The sequence below is a fragment of the Corynebacterium sp. MSK150 genome (assembly GCF_030229215.1).
Classification (GTDB): Bacteria; Actinomycetota; Actinomycetes; order Mycobacteriales; family Mycobacteriaceae; genus Corynebacterium.
Genome location: NZ_JASPHM010000011.1, coordinates 20,745 through 35,853 on the forward strand (window position 1 = coordinate 20,745; position 15,109 = coordinate 35,853).

16 protein-coding genes are annotated in these 15,109 nt (G+C 65.9%); 14 read left to right on the forward strand and 2 right to left on the reverse strand.

Translation table 11 applies throughout. The annotated features are described in order from the left end of the window. Positions 1-19: 19 nt before the first annotated feature. The 5 genes from QP941_RS08010 (at position 20) to QP941_RS08030 (ending at position 3,586) form a co-directional block, all read left to right on the forward strand. The gene (locus QP941_RS08010; RefSeq protein ID WP_284868623.1) at positions 20-949 is read left to right on the forward strand and encodes a Ppx/GppA family phosphatase; all 930 of its coding nucleotides are present in this window, start codon (positions 20-22) and stop codon (positions 947-949) included. A gap of 9 nt (positions 950-958) precedes the next feature. Then, positions 959-1,957, forward strand: a complete 999-nt coding sequence (locus tag QP941_RS08015) for an Rv0497 family membrane protein (protein WP_284868624.1) — start codon at positions 959-961, stop codon at positions 1,955-1,957. A gap of 71 nt (positions 1,958-2,028) precedes the next feature. Continuing rightward, positions 2,029-2,820 (forward strand): pyrroline-5-carboxylate reductase, encoded by a 792-nt coding sequence (gene proC / locus QP941_RS08020; protein ID WP_284868625.1) that lies wholly within the window; start codon positions 2,029-2,031, stop codon positions 2,818-2,820. A gap of 225 nt (positions 2,821-3,045) precedes the next feature. Next, positions 3,046-3,234 carry a helix-turn-helix domain-containing protein gene (locus QP941_RS08025; RefSeq protein ID WP_005276651.1) on the forward strand — a complete coding sequence of 63 codons (189 nt, stop codon included), beginning with the start codon at positions 3,046-3,048 and terminating at the stop codon, positions 3,232-3,234. Positions 3,235-3,484: 250 nt separating this feature from the next. After that, positions 3,485-3,586 (forward strand): 30S ribosomal protein bS22, encoded by a 102-nt coding sequence (locus QP941_RS08030; protein WP_003855542.1) that lies wholly within the window; start codon positions 3,485-3,487, stop codon positions 3,584-3,586. 86 nt (positions 3,587-3,672) lie between these two features. On the opposite strand, the gene QP941_RS08035 is transcribed toward QP941_RS08030, so the two are convergent. Beyond that, entirely contained in the window at positions 3,673-4,710 is a 1,038-nt protein-coding gene (locus QP941_RS08035; protein ID WP_005327220.1) for an HAD family hydrolase, read from the reverse strand. An 88-nt stretch (positions 4,711-4,798) separates the two neighbouring features. Here QP941_RS08035 and QP941_RS08040 point away from each other — a divergent pair, with 88 nt between their 5' ends. From QP941_RS08040 to QP941_RS08080, 9 genes are all read left to right on the forward strand, one after another. Then, positions 4,799-5,041, forward strand: a complete 243-nt coding sequence (locus tag QP941_RS08040) for a glutaredoxin family protein (protein WP_198492452.1) — start codon at positions 4,799-4,801, stop codon at positions 5,039-5,041. 73 nt (positions 5,042-5,114) lie between these two features. After that, positions 5,115-6,449: a glutamyl-tRNA reductase gene (locus tag QP941_RS08045; RefSeq protein ID WP_284868626.1), complete on the forward strand. Its 1,335-nt coding sequence runs from the start codon at positions 5,115-5,117 to the stop codon at positions 6,447-6,449. Further along, positions 6,450-7,337, forward strand: a complete 888-nt coding sequence (gene hemC, locus QP941_RS08050) for a hydroxymethylbilane synthase (RefSeq protein WP_284868627.1) — start codon at positions 6,450-6,452, stop codon at positions 7,335-7,337. It abuts the gene before it with no gap. Between the two features lie 208 nt (positions 7,338-7,545). After that, positions 7,546-9,222: a bifunctional uroporphyrinogen-III C-methyltransferase/uroporphyrinogen-III synthase gene (locus QP941_RS08055; RefSeq protein ID WP_234447402.1), complete on the forward strand. Its 1,677-nt coding sequence runs from the start codon at positions 7,546-7,548 to the stop codon at positions 9,220-9,222. 28 nt (positions 9,223-9,250) lie between these two features. Beyond that, on the forward strand, positions 9,251-10,234 hold the full coding sequence (hemB, locus tag QP941_RS08060; RefSeq protein WP_005322998.1) for a porphobilinogen synthase: 984 nt from the start codon (positions 9,251-9,253) through the stop codon (positions 10,232-10,234). Between the two features lie 9 nt (positions 10,235-10,243). Then, positions 10,244-10,975, forward strand: coding sequence for a hypothetical protein (locus QP941_RS08065; protein WP_284868628.1), 732 nt, complete (start codon positions 10,244-10,246; stop codon positions 10,973-10,975). Then, positions 10,972-11,463: a tellurium resistance protein TerC gene (locus QP941_RS08070; RefSeq protein ID WP_239193833.1), complete on the forward strand. Its 492-nt coding sequence runs from the start codon at positions 10,972-10,974 to the stop codon at positions 11,461-11,463. The genes QP941_RS08065 and QP941_RS08070 overlap by 4 nt, the downstream gene beginning before the upstream one ends. Positions 11,464-11,500: 37 nt before the next feature. Next, entirely contained in the window at positions 11,501-12,535 is a 1,035-nt protein-coding gene (hemE, locus tag QP941_RS08075) for a uroporphyrinogen decarboxylase (RefSeq protein WP_284868629.1), read from the forward strand. Next, positions 12,536-13,915, forward strand: a complete 1,380-nt coding sequence (locus QP941_RS08080; RefSeq protein ID WP_284868630.1) for a protoporphyrinogen oxidase — start codon at positions 12,536-12,538, stop codon at positions 13,913-13,915. It begins immediately after the preceding gene. A gap of 70 nt (positions 13,916-13,985) precedes the next feature. Here QP941_RS08080 and QP941_RS08085 read toward each other — a convergent pair whose 3' ends face one another. Beyond that, positions 13,986-15,023 carry an HNH endonuclease signature motif containing protein gene (locus QP941_RS08085; protein ID WP_284868631.1) on the reverse strand — a complete coding sequence of 346 codons (1,038 nt, stop codon included), beginning with the start codon at positions 15,021-15,023 and terminating at the stop codon, positions 13,986-13,988. Between the last annotated feature and the right edge of the window lie 86 nt (positions 15,024-15,109).

A 15,109-nucleotide genomic window follows, 5' to 3' on the forward strand; every position in this document is an offset into this window, starting at 1 on the left:
GACCTACTACGCTATTAGTGTGCGATTAGGTGTATTAGACGTCGGAAGCAATACCGTCCACCTCGTTGCGGTCGATGCCGCGACGGGCGGGCGGCCCACTCCGATGAGCGATTGGAAGACCCCGCTCCGGCTGGTAGAACAACTGGACAAGAAGGGCAACATCCATGAAAAGGGTGTAAAGAAGCTGGTCAGCGCCGTAGCAGAGGCGAGCGAGCTGGGCGAAAAGTTGGGCTGCGCTGAATTTATCGCCTTTGCTACCTCGGCGGTGCGCTCCGCGCATAATTCGGAGGCCGTGCTCGATGAGGTGGAAAAGCAGACCGGCGTACGCCTGCAGATTCTCTCCGGCGTGGAAGAAGCCCAGCTGACCTTCCTCTCCGCACGCCGTTGGTACGGCTGGTCCGCCGGCCGCATTACCAACCTGGACATCGGCGGCGGCTCGCTAGAGCTGTCCACCGGTACCGACGAGCACCCCGACCTTGCGTTCTCCCTCGACCTGGGCGCTGGCCGGTTGACCCATAATTGGTTCGATACCGACCCGCCGGAGAAGAAAAAGGTCAGCGCGCTGCGAGATTATATCGATGCGGAGCTCGAAGACGCCGCCCAGCAGATGAAGGCTATGGGCCCCGCTGGCCTTGCCGTGGGTACCTCCAAAACCTTCCGTACGCTGGCGCGCCTGACCGGTTCCGCCCCCTCATCTGCCGGCCCATACGTCAAGCGCACGTTGACTGCACCGGGTCTGCGCCAGTTGATTTCCTTCATCTCTCGCATGACTGCGGCAGACAGAGCGGACCTAGAAGGTGTAAGTTCTAACCGATCGCACCAAATCGTTGCCGGCGCTCTGGTGGCCGAGGCATCCATGCGAGCCTTGGACATCGAGAAGCTGGAAATCTGCCCGTGGGCGCTGCGTGAGGGCGTCATTTTGCGCCGGACCGATAAGGGATTGGAATAGGAAGAGATCATGGCTGACAAGAACAAGTTGACCGTGGCAGAGCTGCTGGCTCGCGATAAAAAGGCCCGCGGCGAGAAGGGCGGCAAGGATGACAAGCGTTCGCGCCGCCACCGCCGCAGCCTCGATGAAGGCGGCATTTCCGTTGCCGAGCTAACCGGCAACCTTAAGAAGGTCGAAGCGTCGCCTGCCGAGGCCAAGCACACCTCCGTCTCTATCGACGAGGACGCTCCCGTCATCCGCGCCCCCAAGACTGCCGACGCGACCGATGCTGACTCCGCAAAGAAGTCCGCCGACAAACCTGCTTCCCGGCCCGCAGCCAAGGCTGCCGCCAAGCCAGCGCAGACCGCACAGCCGGCCGCGTCCGCCCCGTCGGCTGCACAGCCCACCGCAAAGAAGTCGGCTTCTGCCGGCGCGGCACAAGAGGCGGCGAAGAAGAAGCAGCTTTCTGCCGATGACACCGCGGTAATCCAGCGCGTGGATAAGGCGAAGGCGGACGACGCCAAGCCTGCCGCGGCGAAGGCCGCAGCCGAGAAGCCGACCGTAGACAAGTCCGGCGCGGACAAGGCCACCGCAGCGAAGCCCGTTGCTGAAAAGCCGAAGGCCGACAAGGGCGCGAAGGCGGCCGGAGCGGGAGCTGCCGCTGCAGCGGCGGTGCCGGCGTCGAAGAAGGCGGGCGTCGCTAAGAGTGCAGAGGAAACCGGCAACCTTCCCAAGGTCGAGGACGACGAAGAGTGGATCGAGGAAGAGCACGAGAAGCTCAACCCAGTGTCCATCCTGCTGATGATTGTCGCGGGCATCCTGCTGGCGATTGTCATCTTCAAGGGCTTTGAGATTCTGTGGGATAGCTTCCCGCGCCTGATCGTCGCCATCCTCGCGTTGTGCGTCACCGCAATTATGGTGGGCGTGACGCACGCCCTGCGCACCGCGCGCGATGGATTCTCCATGTTCCTGGCCGGCTTTACCGGCCTTATCCTGACCTTCGGCCCGCTGCTGTTGGTGATGCTCTAAGCCCCGCTTGTCGACGCCCCGGTTACCCCACGCGGTAGCCGGGGTTCCGCATTTTTGGCATGGTGGAGACTATGACAAAGATTGCAATTTTAGGCGGCGGACAAATCGGTGAGGCTTTGACCTCGGGACTCGTAGCATCGGGCTTTGCGGGCTCGGATATCACGGTCACCAACCGCACCGAATCCCGCAGCAAGGAACTTCAAGACGCCTATGGCGTCACCACCACCAGCGATAATGCAGCGGCGGTGGACGGCGCGGATTATATCTTCGCGTGCGTGAAGCCCTACGCCATCCTGGACCTGCTCGAAGGTCTTGAGCCGGCCAAGGGTGCCGTGGTCGTGTCCATGGCCGCAGGTCTGACGCTAGAGCAGCTGCAGGGTGCGGCGGGCGATGGCGTGCCGGTGGTGCGCGTTATGCCCAATACCCCCATGTTGGTGCGCCGCGGCATGTGCACCTGCGCGGCCGGTGAGCACGTGAGCGAGGCCCAGATGGACGGCGTGCGTGAGCTGCTGGAAGCTGTCGGCGAGGTAGCGGTCATCCCAGAGAAGAATATCGACGCCGCCACCGCACTGGCAGGTTCCTCCCCGGCCTACTTCTTCCTTGTGGCAGAGGCGCTTGTCGACGCCGGCGTACAGCTCGGCCTTCCCCGCGACGTCGCCGAGAAGCTTGCCGCCCAGGCCGCAGCCGGCTCTGGTGAGATGCTGGCTAGCTCCGGCCGCTCGGCCACCCAGCTGCGTGCTGGCGTAACCTCGCCGGGCGGCACCACCGCGGCCGCCGTCCGCGAGCTGGAGGAGTCCGGCCTGCGCGGCGCGTTCTACCGCGCGGCAGAGGCCTGCTCCGATAAGGCCAAGGAACTCGGCTAGCGCCGCCGTGTGCGACCTCCCCGTGGTGGGGGTGTACCCGCCCGGGAGTGTTGGGGCGGGTGTTAAGCAGCGCTTTTAGGGGAAACCCTAATGAATGCTGTGAAAAAATTTGGCACTTGGGTCGCATTAGTCACATGTTTCACGATAGGCTAGGGCAAGCACGTGCGTGAAGTCCTGTGGGAGGGGAAGCCTACAGCGCGTAACGAGCTGAAGGGTTAGATATATATGGCAAATGAAGAAAAGGGAACCTTTCTGACGATCGCGGAGGTCGCCGAGATTATGCGCGTCTCCAAGATGACCGTCTACCGTTTGGTTCACGCAGGCGAAATGCCGGCTGTTCGCGTCGGACGCTCCTTCCGCGTTCACGAGTCCGCCGTCAACGAGTACCTAGAGGCTTCCGTCTACGGAGCCTAGGCTCGCGCCGCACAGACAGTGCCCACCTCTGTTGGCCCTCGTGGCCAGCGGTGGTGGGCGCTGTTGTTTCTCACTGTTGTTGTCGCGGGGCCTTTTTGGTCACGGGCTGGGTGCTGGGTAAGATGGTGTGCATTCGTGTCGGCTCGCTGATGTGGCCCGCGGTCCGTGTGGCCACGGCGGCAAGAGTGCACCTTCGCCGTTTTAGCGCTGACAAGTTTGACAGTACGTACTACACGAAAGTGAGGACTCCATGGGTTCCGTCATTAAGAAGCGCCGCAAGCGCATGTCCAAGAAGAAGCACCGCAAGATGCTGCGCCGCACCCGCGTGCAGCGTCGTAAGCTGGGCAAGTAAACCCCAGCCCGCTTCTTGCCCTCCGCCATTGTGCGGAGGGTTTTTGCATGCTTGCCGACGTCCCCCAGCGCCCCCTACCGCCCTTGCTACCGCCGGTAGTAGCGCCAGCCGCCATAGGAAAAGGCGGCGGTGGCCAGCGCCGGCAGGCCATAGGTGCGGATGGCGCGGCGCACGGAGCGATAGTCGCGCACGAGCCAGCCGCGGTCGCCAGCGATATCGCGCAGCTTGCGGTCTGGGTTAATGGCCACGGCGGTGCCGACCATGGACAACATGGGCACGTCGTTGGCGGAATCCGAATACGCAGTGCAGCGCGAGAGGTCGAGGCCTTCGATGGTCGCGAGCGCGGCCACGGCGTGCTTCTTGCCGGGCCCGTGGAGGATATCGCCGACCAGCCGGCCGGTGAACTTGCCGTCCTTGACCTCCGCGACGGTGCCGAGCGCGCCGGTAAACCCGAAGCGCCGGGCGAGCACCTGCGCTAGTTGGACCGGGGTGGCAGTGACCAGCCATACCTGCTGGCCGGCGGCTAGGTGCATCTCCGCCAGCTGCGTGGTGCCGGGGTAGGCGCGGCGGGCGAGCGAGGCGTCCACGATCTCCTCGCACAAATCCACCAGCTCGTCGACGCTGCGGCCTTTGACAAACTCTAGCGCCTGCGCGCGGCCGGCGGCCACGTCCTTGGCATTTTCGCTGCCGGAGACGCGGAACTTGAGCTGCTTCCACGCAATCGGGAGGATTTCAGAAAGCCGGAAGTAGCGCTTGCGCGCCAAGCCGAAGGCGAATTCCACGAGGGAAGAGCCTTGGATGAGGGTGTTGTCGACGTCGAAAAACGCTGCCGCGCCCACATCTACCGGCACGTCTGGGTCCTGGGCGGTGATGCGCTGGGCGCCAGCCGCATCATAGGAGCCGGTGACCGAGTCCACGCCGGAGGCGAAATCCTCCAGTTCCAGCCCGAATTCCTCCAACGCCGCGGCGGCCGCGGCCTCACCGGCGGTGCGCTGTGATTCCTCATCCAGCGGAGCGAGTGCTTGGGTCTCCAAGAAATTACGCAGGTTACCGCGCGAGGCGGTCCAATTGGCCAAGAAATCGCGGGGGGATTCGGGGAACCCTGGGGGAGTGGTAGCGGACACGAGTGAGACAAACAGCTTTCGCAAACGCGGGGTGGACTAACGTATCCATAGTAATGGTTTCAACCGCTGCCGTCCTTGTGAGGAGAATATGTCCCAGCATCTCGTCGAGCTCATGGTGCGCACCACCTGCGGTTCTTGCGCGCGCGTGAGGGAGCAGATCACCCCCGTCGTCAAGCGGGCAGGCGCGGAGCTTGCCGTGCGTAACGTGGATGAGGACGCGGAGCTGGCCATGGAGTTCGGTGACCGCGTGCCCGTTGTGGTCATCGACGGCGAAGAGTTTGCCTGCTGGGAAGTAGACAACGAGGAGTTAGCGGCCGAGCTGGCCGGTTGATTCGGGATCCGCGACACCGACGGGTAGTCTTTTGGAGGATTCAAATCAATCAAAGGGTTGAGGAGTGTTGTGCATGAGCGTGCTCGTCGTGGGCATGTCCCACCAGTCGGCGCCGGTGGCGCTGCTGGAAAAGCTGAGCATGGATAGTGCGGTCCAGGATTCCGCCTGCGGGCAACTCGTGGCGGCCGAGCCGCTGTCAGAGGCGATGATTATCTCCACCTGCAACCGCATGGAGGTCTACACCGTCACCAACTCCTTCCACGCCGGCGTCCAGGAAGTCGTGCGCGTGCTCACCCAGGTTTCGGGCGTAGGCGAGCAGGAGCTGCGCAACTACCTCTACGTGCGCTATGCCGACGCCGCGGCCGAGCACCTCATGTCCGTGACCTCCGGCCTGGATTCCATGGTGGTGGGCGAGCAGCAGATCATCGGCCAGGTGCGCAGCGCCTACCAGTCCGCCTCGGAGCAGGGCACGGTCGGTCCGCGCATTCACGCGCTGGCGCAGGCCGCGCTGCGGGCGGGCAAGCGCGTGCACTCCGAGACCGATATCGACGAGGCCGGCGCTTCCATGGTGTCCTTCGCCTTCGACCAGGCCCTGCAGCGCCTCGACGCCGAAGACCTGACCGGCAAGACCGCGCTGGTCCTTGGCGCGGGCGCCATGGCGTCGCTCGCCGCCACCCACGCCGGCCGGCTGGGCGTCAAAGAGCTGGTGCTGGCCAACCGCACCCGCGAGCGTGCCGAGCGCTTGGCCAGCCACGCCGAGGAGGCGGGCGTTGCCACCCGCGTCGTAGATTTTTCCGAGCGCGCCGCCGCGCTTTCCGACGTCGACCTTGCCATCTCCGCCACCGGCGCCGATAACTTCACCATCGAGGCCGCCGACCTCCCCGCCGGCCGCGATCTCATGCTCATCGATCTCTCCCTGCCGCGCGATATCGACGATGCCGCCGCCGCGGCCGAGGGCGTGGATTTGGTCAATATCGAGCGCCTGAGCAAGTCGCTTTCGGCCGCCGATACCGATGTCGCGGCCGGGAGCAGCCCGCACGCGCAGGCCCGCCACATCGTCGACGAAGAGCTGGCGGCCTATACCTCGGCCCAGCGCGTGCGCGACGTCGCCCCGGCCGTAAGCGCCCTGCACCGCCGCGCGGCCGATCTCGTCGAGTGCGAGGCCGCGCGCCTGCAGCACAAGCACCCCGAGCTCGCGGGCAAGCAGCTCGAGGACGTTCAGCGCGCGCTCAAGCGTGTGGCCGATAAACTGCTGCATGAACCGACGGTTAGGGCGAAGAAGCTGGCGGCGTCGGAAAGCAGCGTCAGCAGCGAAAACGCCCTGCAGGAGCTTTTTGGCTTGCAGCTGGAAGGCTCCGGTGTGTCCGTGGCCGTCAATGAACTGCCCACCATGGCAAAGGAGGCCTAAATGTTTCAGATTGGTACCCGCGGCTCCAAGCTCGCCACCACCCAGGCGGGTCATGTGCGCGATTGGCTTATCGACGCCGGCTTTGACTCCCAACTCCACATCGTCACCACCGCCGGCGACGTCAATATGGCGCCGGTCGAGCGCATCGGCGTCGGCGTATTTACCCAGGCGCTGCGCGAGGCGCTCTATGCCGGTGAATGCGATATTGCCGTGCACTCGTTTAAGGACCTGCCCACCGCGCCCGATGAACGCTTCCGCCTCGTGGTGCCGCAGCGCCAGGATTCCCGCGAGGCGCTCGTCGCCCGCGATGGTCTGAGCCTGGCGCAGCTGCCGCAGGGCGCGCGCGTGGGCACCTCCGCCCCGCGCCGCATCTCCCAGCTGGCCGCCCTCCGCCCGGACCTGGAGATTCGCCCGCTGCGCGGCAACATCGATACTCGCATGTCCAAGGTCACCGACGGCGAGCTCGACGCCGTCCTGCTGGCCTACGCCGGCCTGCTGCGTGGCGGCTACGCGGACCGCGCCACCGAAATCTTCGAACCCTCCGTCTTTATGCCGGCGCCGGCCCAGGGCGCACTCGCCATCGAGGCCGTGGCCGGCACTGAGGCCGCCGCGGCCCTGGACGCCATCGTGGACGAGCGTGCCTCGGCCGCTGCTGCTGGTGAGCGCGCCGTGCTGGCCCGCCTCGAGGCCGGCTGCACCGCGCCGGTGGCCGCCACCTCGCGCTGGGACGGCGACCAGCTCACCGTGCGCGGCGGCGTCTTCGCGCTCGACGGTTCCCGCCAGCTCACCGCCACCGCCTCCGGCTCCGCGGCCGAAGCCGCCGATCTTGGCGCGCGCATCTCGGATGAGCTTTTCGCCGGTGGCGCGGCCGAGCTGCTGGGCAAGTAATTTCGCCTTTAGGCGCTAATAATTTAAGGTGTAGATACCACAGATCATTGTCCCGCAATGATCCGGCCCCCTTTAAGGGCATCCCAGGACGCAAGGCCTGGGATTTTGGCCGTTAAGACCGTGTCACCCACCGCCGGCGCGGGGAACCACACCGCATGCGATCATGTCCGTGCGCGGTGCCGCGCGCCCGATTTTAGAAAAGAACTTTATGAGCAATGCCGCGCCAGACACCCAATTGGGCAAGATCGTCTTTGTGGGCGCTGGTCCAGGTAATCCCGACCTGCTGACCGTCCGCGCCCGCGAGGTTCTGGCAAATAGTGCCATCGCCGTGACCGATCCGCAGGTCATGCAGGGCGTGCGCGATGCCGTCGCCGCCGCGCTGCCCGTTCCGCAAGAGCTTCTCGACGCCGCCGAGGCCGAATACGCCCAAATGTGCGCCGATGCCAAAGCCAAGGGCGCGCGCCGCAAACCGCCGCGCCCCGCGCCGCCAACGGCCGCGGTGTTGTACGAGCCGGCCGAAGATATCGTCGGCCAGTTGCGCGAGTGCTTGGTCGAGGCGGATGGCGAGGATGTCATCCGCCTGGTCACCGGCAACCCGCTGCACCGCGAGTCCATCAAGGCCGAGATCAACGCCGTGGCGTCTGCCGGCCTGGAATTCCAAGTAGTGCCGGGCATGTCCCTGCCGTCTACCGTGCCGTCCTTTGCCGGCATTGCCCTCGGCTCGACCTATACCGAGGCCGACGTTACCGACGGCGCCGATTGGGACGCGCTCGCCAACGCCACCCAGCCCATCGTCCTGCAGGCCACCAAGGAGGACTTGCCGGTCATCTCCGACGAGCTACAGCAGCGCGGCATGCCGGCCGAGACCGAGGCTTTTGTCACCGTCCACGGCACCACCCGCCTGCAGCGCACCTATGAGACCACGCTGGGCACCATGGGCAAGCTCGATGCGGACCTCACCGGCCCGCTTGTCGTCACCCTCGGCCGCAGCATCGACGACCGCACCAAGTACTCCTGGTGGGAAAACCGTCCACTCTATGGCTGGCGCGTGCTCGTCCCGCGCACCAAGGAACAAGCCGGCCCGATGTCCGCACGCCTGGCTGGCTACGGCGCCATCCCGCAAAACGTGCCCACCATCTCCATCGAGCCGCCGCGCAACCCAGCGCAGATGGACCGCGCCATCAAGGGCATCGTCGAGGGCCGCTATAAGTGGATCGTCTTCACCTCCGTCAACGCCGTGACCGCGGTGTGGGATAAGATAGCCCAGCTCGGCCTCGACGCCCGCGATTTCGCCGGCGTTCACCTCGCGGCCGTGGGCACCAAAACCGCGGCCGCCATCCGCGCCAAGGGCATGGTGCCCGAGCTCCTGCCACACAAGAAGAAGCAGAACGCCGAGGGCCTGCTCGATGTCTTCCCCAACTTCGTAGAAGATATCGACGCCGTCGGCCGCGTCCTGCTCCCGCGCGCCGATATCGCGGCCGATACCCTAGTTGACGGGCTCAAGGCCCTCGACTGGGAGGTCGACGACGTCGTGGCCTACCGCACCGTCCGCGCCGCCCCGCCTTCGGCCGAGATCCGCGACATGATCAAGACCGGCGGCTTCGACGCCGTCGCCTTTACCTCCGGGTCCACCGTGCGCAATCTGGTGGGCATTGCAGGCAAACCGCACCAGCGGACGATCATTGCGTGTATCGGGCCGTCGGCAAGAGCGGCCGCGGAAGAGATGGGCCTGCGCGTCGATGTGGTGCCCGAAGTCGCCGATGTGCCCGCGCTTGTCGACGCCCTCGCAGACCACGTCGCCGCCCTCCGCGCCGCCGGAAACCTGCCCGCGCCGCGCAAGAAACGCCGCTCGCGCAAGAAGGCTACTAAGGTCGACAAGGCATAAGTTTTAGTCTCGCTCTAAGGAGTACCCAATGAGCACCTTCCCAGCCCGCCGCCCACGCCGCCTGCGCACCACCCCGCAGATGCGCAACCTCGTGGCCGAAACCGAGGTCCGCCCCTCGGATCTGATTCTGCCCATGTTCATCGTGGACGGCCTCGACGCCCCGCGCGAGATTCCCTCCATGCCGGGCGTCTACCAGCACACCTTCGACTCGCTGCGCCGCGCGGCTGAAGAGGCGTTGGAGGCCGGCGTGCCGTGCATCGACCTTTTCGGCGTGCCGCTCGATGAGGACAAGGACGATACCGGCTCCGTCGCCTGGGACCCGCAGGGCATTTTGAACCGCGGCATTTCCTGCCTGCACGAGGAATTCGGCGATGACCTCATCGTTATGGCCGATACCTGCCTCGACGAGTTCACCTCCCACGGCCACTGCGGCGTATTAGATGACAAGGGCCGCGTGCTTAACGACGAATCCGTCAAGCTCTACCAAGACATGGCCCGCTCCCAAGCCCGCGCCGGCGCCCAAATCGTCTCCCCGTCCGGCATGATGGACGGCCAAGTTGCCGCCATCCGCGCCGATCTCGACGAGGCCGGCCACGAGGACGTGGCCATCATGGCCTATTCCGCCAAGTACGCCTCCGCCTTCTTCGGCCCGTTCCGTGATGCCGTCGGCTCCTCCCTGGAAGGCGACCGCCGCACCTACCAGCAGGACCCGCGCAACTTCCGCGAGTCCCTGCTCGAGGCCGAGCTCGACATCGAAGAGGGCGCGGACTTCGTTATGGTCAAGCCCGGCCTGCCCTACCTGGACGTGCTTTCGGCCGTGGCGGAGACTTCTCCCGTGCCGGTTGCGGTCTACCAGGTCTCCGGCGAGTACGCGATGGTCAAGGCCGCGGCCGCCAACGGGTGGATCGACGGCGAAGCCATCATGCTCGAGTCGCTGACCGCATTCAAGCGCGCCGGCGCCGGCCAGATTCTGACCTACTTCGCTACCGAAGCCGCCCGCCTGCTCAAGTAAAGGACCCCTGTGACTGCTACGCCCCCGTCGCCCGCCCCTGCCCCTCGCACGCAACGCCCGCCGCGGCAGCAGCGGCCGAAGTCCGTGACGTACATGCTGTGGCTGTGGCTGGGCGCGCTATGCGGCGAGGCCGTGCACCAGGTGCTCAACGTGGTGCTCACGCTGCTCAACCACGACGTGCTTATGTCGCAGGCCAAGGAGATGGCGAAGTCCGCACCGGCCGGCGTGGATGAAGCCCAGCTTTCCGACGCCTTCCTCCGCACCGCCGCCTACGGTTCCGTCGCTCTTTCGGCGGCCATATCCCTGGCGATTATCGTGCTGCTGGCCTTCCTGTTGCGGTCCCTTGCTAACCGCAGCAAGCGGGCCGGCACCTCGCGCCGCGTGTGGTTCGCTTTTTCGCTCTACTTCGGATTCCGCATCCTGCTGACCTTCATGGTCACCCCGGCCGGCGCGGACGTGCCCGATTGGCTCTTTGCCGCCGATGGCATGGTGCAGATCCTTGTCGGCGTCGCGGCGGTACTCGGCCTGATTTTCTCCGTGCGGGCCGAGACCTTGGACTACACCGGCGAACTCGAGCAGATGCGCGAGCTGGAAAAGGAACTCGAGCAAGCGCAGCGCGAGAAGAAGCGCGCCGAAGAAGAGCGCAAGCGCTCCAAGGATGACCAGCGCGGCAAACGCGACGGTAACAGGCGCGACCGTGCCGACCGTGCTAGCCGCACTGACCGGGAGAACAAGCGATGAATAATACCGAGCGGCCCGGGCCCCGCGACTATAACCGCGCGGCCCGAAACACCTCCGCCAAGGAGAACCTCGACGCGTGGCCGCGACCGCTGCGCTGGGCATATTGGGTGCTCGTCGTCAGCGCCGTGATCATGCTGGTGAGCGGCATGGTGGGCATCTTCGGCTCGGGTGGGCCACAGGTGGAGCCACAGAATGCGCAGGTCGCGGAGTACCTCCATTCGAATCGCCTGTTTGTCGCGGTGACCAATGCCGTCGGCGCTATCCTGCTTGCGCTCTTCGCGGCGCAGCTGGCCGGCGGGTCCAAATGGGCGCGCCGCATCATCACCGTGGTCATCGCATTCGCGCTTTTTACCAATATCGCCGCTCTTGCACTCGGCATCGGCGGGCTCGGGCTGCTGATTATCCCCATCACCTTGATCGTCGCCCTCGCGCTGCTTTTCCAGCCGCAGTCCAACCGCTTCATCAAGGACCGCAGCTTGCGTGGCTAATTAGCCCTCACTCCAACTTTTGATTCATAATTGGGGCATGTCTCGACTCAATCGTGCCCCGCTTATCGACGCCGCCCTCGGCCGCACCCCCTCCCGACCCCCAGTCTGGTTCATGCGCCAGGCCGGCCGCTCGCTGCCGGAGTACCGCGCTGCCCGCGAGGGGATTAGCATGCTCGATTCTTGCTTCATGCCGGAACTGCTGGCAGAAATTACACTCCAGCCGGTGCGCCGCCACGACGTTGACGCCGCCATCTTGTTCTCCGATATCGTCGTCCCGCTCAAGGCCGCGGGCGTCAAGGTCGATATCGTGCCGGGGCGTGGGCCGGTGATGGAGCAGGCGGTGCGGAGTAGGGAGGACGTCGGCAAGCTGCCGCTGCTGGAAACCGACGTCCCCGAGGTCACCGAGGGCATCGCCCGCATCCTAGCCGAGCTCACCGAAGCCCAAGCGCTCATCGGCTTCGTTGGCGCGCCGTTCACGCTGGCCAGCTACCTCATTGAGGGCGGGCCATCCAAGAACCACGAGCGCACCAAGGCGCTCATGCACGCAGAGCCGGAGACCTGGCACCTGCTCATGCGCCGCTTGGTGCCGACCATCACCCGCTTCCTGCAGGTGCAGGTCGACGCCGGCATTGACGCCATGCAGCTTTTCGATTCCTGGGCCGGCTACCTCAACGAGCGCGACTACCGCGAGTTCGTGCTGCCGTACTCCCGGGAAATCTTGGCTGGCGTGGATATCCCGCGCATCCACTTCGGCGTCGGCACCGGCGAGCTATTGCCGGCCATGTCGGAGGCGGGGTCGGAAGTTATGGGCGTCGATTATCGCGTGCCGATGGACGCCGCGGCCGAGCGCGTGAGCGCCCGCGTGTTGCAGGGCAACCTCGACCCGGCCATGCTTTTTGCCGGCGACGACGCCGTGCGCCAGGCCGTGCGCACCATCCGCGGCGAGGTCGATCGGGCCCGCGAGCGCGGCGATATCGACGGCCATATTTGGAACCTCGGCCATGGGGTCTTGCCAACTACCGACGCGGAGGCCATCACCCGCGCTGTATCCATCATTCACGAGGAGGGCTAAATGCGTATTGCGATTATTGGTGCTGGCCTGGCGGGCTTGACGGCCGCCTACGAGCTGCGCGACCACGATGTTGAGGTTTTCGAGGCCGCCGGCCGTATCGGCGGCAAGCTGTACTCCGTGCCGTTTAATGACGGCCCGACCGACATGGGCGCCGAGGCCTTCCTGGCCCGCCGCCACGACGCCGTCGAATTCATCGAATCCCTCGGCCTGGGCGATAGCCTGGTTGAGCCCTCCGGTCTGCACTCGCTGGTGTACTCCGGCGAGCTTAAGCCGCTGCCGCGCGGCGGGATGATGGGCATTCCTTCGCACTCGGAGCCGGTCGCACACCTGGTCTCGGCCGAAACTGCGCGCCGCATCGATAACGAGGAGCCTTTCGAGTGGACGGCCGGCAGCGACGTCTCCGTCGGCCGCCTGGTGCGCCAGCAGTTTGGCGACGATCTCGTCGACCACGTTATCTCCGCCCTCCTCGGCGGCGTGTACTCCTGCTCGGCCGATGACCTGGGGTTACGCGCGACCATCCCAGCGCTGGCCGAGACCCTCGACGCGCTGTCCGAGCGCGGCTTGGTCACCCTCTCGGCCGCGGTCCGCTCGCTGGAAGAAGCCCGCGCGGCCAAGCCGAGCAGCGGCGGACCCGTCTTTCAGACCTTCCGCGGCGGCTACGCAGAACTCTACGAGGCGCTGGCCGATGAATCCCGTGCCAAGATCTACCTCGATACCTTCATCTCCGGCATCACTCGCGAGGGCGAGAAATTCCGCTTGGCCGGCGCACCCGGCGATACTGTCCCCTTCGACCGCGTGCTGGTGGCCACCCCGGCCCCGACCGCAGCGCGCCTGCTGCCCAAGGTGTCCCCGCGGGCGGCGGAGCGGTTGAAGAGCGTGAAGCTGGCGGCGTCGGCAGTCGTGGGCCTGAAGTTTGAGTCTGACACGGACCCGGCCGGCAACGCGTTGCCGCAGAACTCCGGCATCCTCGTCGCCACCGACCAAGACGACGTTCACGCCAAGGCCTTCACGCTGTCCTCGCGCAAGTGGCCGCACTTGGCCGAGCGCGGTGGTGCCTTGGTGCGCGCCTCCTTCGGCCGCTTTGGCGACGACGCCATCGTCCGCGCCGAGGAAGACGACCTCGTCGACTACGCCCTCGACGACCTTCAGCGGCTCACCGGCTTCGACGGCCGCGCCGCGGGCGTTGCCGAGATTTTTACCCAACGTTGGTTCGGCGGTTTGCCGCGCTTTGATGCCGGACACCTGGAAACCGTGGCCGGTGCGCGCGGTGCCCTCGCGGCGACGCCGGGCATCGATGCCACCGGCGCTTGGGCCGGCGGGGTTGGGGTGCCAAACGTCATCGCGGACGCCCGCGCTGCTGCGGCTCGTATCGCTCGCTAGCTGCGGGGTTCGCTAGCTGCGGGCATGCCAATGCGGCAGCAGGGCATCCTGCTGCCTGGCGGTTTAGAGGCTAGTGGGCCGATGGCGGTGCTGGCGCGGTGTCAGCCCAGGGCGGCTGCCACACCACGCGGCCTCGGCGTCGCACGAGGCGCCCGCGCACCGGTGAGGCATTTGGATCGTCGTCGTTGACGCCGTTGTGGTACGGGCAGCAGGTGGCGAGGTTTGCCATATTGGTATCGCCGCCGTGCCGCCACGCCTGCAAGTGGTGTACCTGGCATTTATCCGCCGGATAGTTGCATTCGACCCACGGGCATACCGGATTTTCGGCAGCAGCCATGAGCCGCTGCTTTTCGCTGGCCATGCGCTCCGTGCGGTAGAGGTTGACCGCGCCTTCGTAGGGGTGAACGAGGGTGAAAAGGCCGCGCTCTGCCAGCGTGCGCGAGACGAGTTCCGCGCCAGTGAGGCGGGCGCCGTTGGTGAGCTGGATGGTGATTTCTTCGCCGTCGCCATCGATGATGCGGTCAAGCTCGTCGAGCGTGATGATCGCGTTGGTCATAATGGTCGGGCGGGCAGCCGGTGAGGCGCCGGAAGGGGAGAAGAGCTCCGCTACGGAGTCGAGGGGAGAATCCTCATCCAGACTGGATTCTAAGTCCGCGATGAGCGAAGAGGGACCGGTAATCGCGAGGGTCCACGGTGCGTCCTTGCGGCGGCGGATGCGCACGCCGGGGCGCGGCGGGGCCGGGGGATTGAGCTCGCGCAGCTTCTTGCGCGCCAGCTTTTCCATCTCATCGGTATCGGCGGCGGTGCGGCACAGTTCCACGCGCAGGCGCCAAGCGTCGCGCTTGGTCTTGGCGCGGGAAGCGTAGCGCTCGATAACCTCGAGCGTGGGCAGCGGGTGGGCGCGGTCGCGGGCGGCGGTCACTGCCTGGCGCTGCAGGCGGGTAAAGGAGGTGGGGGCAAAGAGGGCGTCGGCAAGCGTGAGCAAAGTGCGGGCCGTCTTATTGGGCGCACCGGCAGCGCGCAGTTGGTCTTCAGACATGCCGGCGCACCCGGCAACGATGTCGATGCCGGGCGCCAGGGCCGCGAGATAGGTCTGAAGAGCTGTCATGCCCCGCAGCCTAAGCTACGGCGCGCAACCTGTGCGAGGGCGAGCGCGCGAACCTGTGGATAACTAGGGCCCACAGGGCGAATTTC

Excerpts from the sequence above, each read along its gene's own strand:
- QP941_RS08015 (WP_284868624.1), top strand. The coding sequence starts at position 959 with ATGGCTGACAAGAACAAGTTGACCGTGGCAGAGCTGCTGGCTCGCGAT.
- proC (WP_284868625.1), top strand. The coding sequence starts at position 2,029 with ATGACAAAGATTGCAATTTTAGGCGGCGGACAAATCGGTGAGGCTTTG.
- QP941_RS08025 (WP_005276651.1), top strand. The coding sequence starts at position 3,046 with ATGGCAAATGAAGAAAAGGGAACCTTTCTGACGATCGCGGAGGTCGCC.
- QP941_RS08030 (WP_003855542.1), top strand. The coding sequence starts at position 3,485 with ATGGGTTCCGTCATTAAGAAGCGCCGCAAGCGCATGTCCAAGAAGAAG.
- QP941_RS08040 (WP_198492452.1), top strand. The coding sequence starts at position 4,799 with ATGTCCCAGCATCTCGTCGAGCTCATGGTGCGCACCACCTGCGGTTCT.
- QP941_RS08045 (WP_284868626.1), top strand. The coding sequence starts at position 5,115 with ATGAGCGTGCTCGTCGTGGGCATGTCCCACCAGTCGGCGCCGGTGGCG.
- hemC (WP_284868627.1), top strand. The coding sequence starts at position 6,450 with ATGTTTCAGATTGGTACCCGCGGCTCCAAGCTCGCCACCACCCAGGCG.
- QP941_RS08055 (WP_234447402.1), top strand. The coding sequence starts at position 7,546 with ATGAGCAATGCCGCGCCAGACACCCAATTGGGCAAGATCGTCTTTGTG.
- hemB (WP_005322998.1), top strand. The coding sequence starts at position 9,251 with ATGAGCACCTTCCCAGCCCGCCGCCCACGCCGCCTGCGCACCACCCCG.
- QP941_RS08070 (WP_239193833.1), top strand. The coding sequence starts at position 10,972 with ATGAATAATACCGAGCGGCCCGGGCCCCGCGACTATAACCGCGCGGCC.
- hemE (WP_284868629.1), top strand. The coding sequence starts at position 11,501 with ATGTCTCGACTCAATCGTGCCCCGCTTATCGACGCCGCCCTCGGCCGC.
- QP941_RS08080 (WP_284868630.1), top strand. The coding sequence starts at position 12,536 with ATGCGTATTGCGATTATTGGTGCTGGCCTGGCGGGCTTGACGGCCGCC.
- QP941_RS08085 (WP_284868631.1), bottom strand. The coding sequence starts at position 15,023 with ATGACAGCTCTTCAGACCTATCTCGCGGCCCTGGCGCCCGGCATCGAC.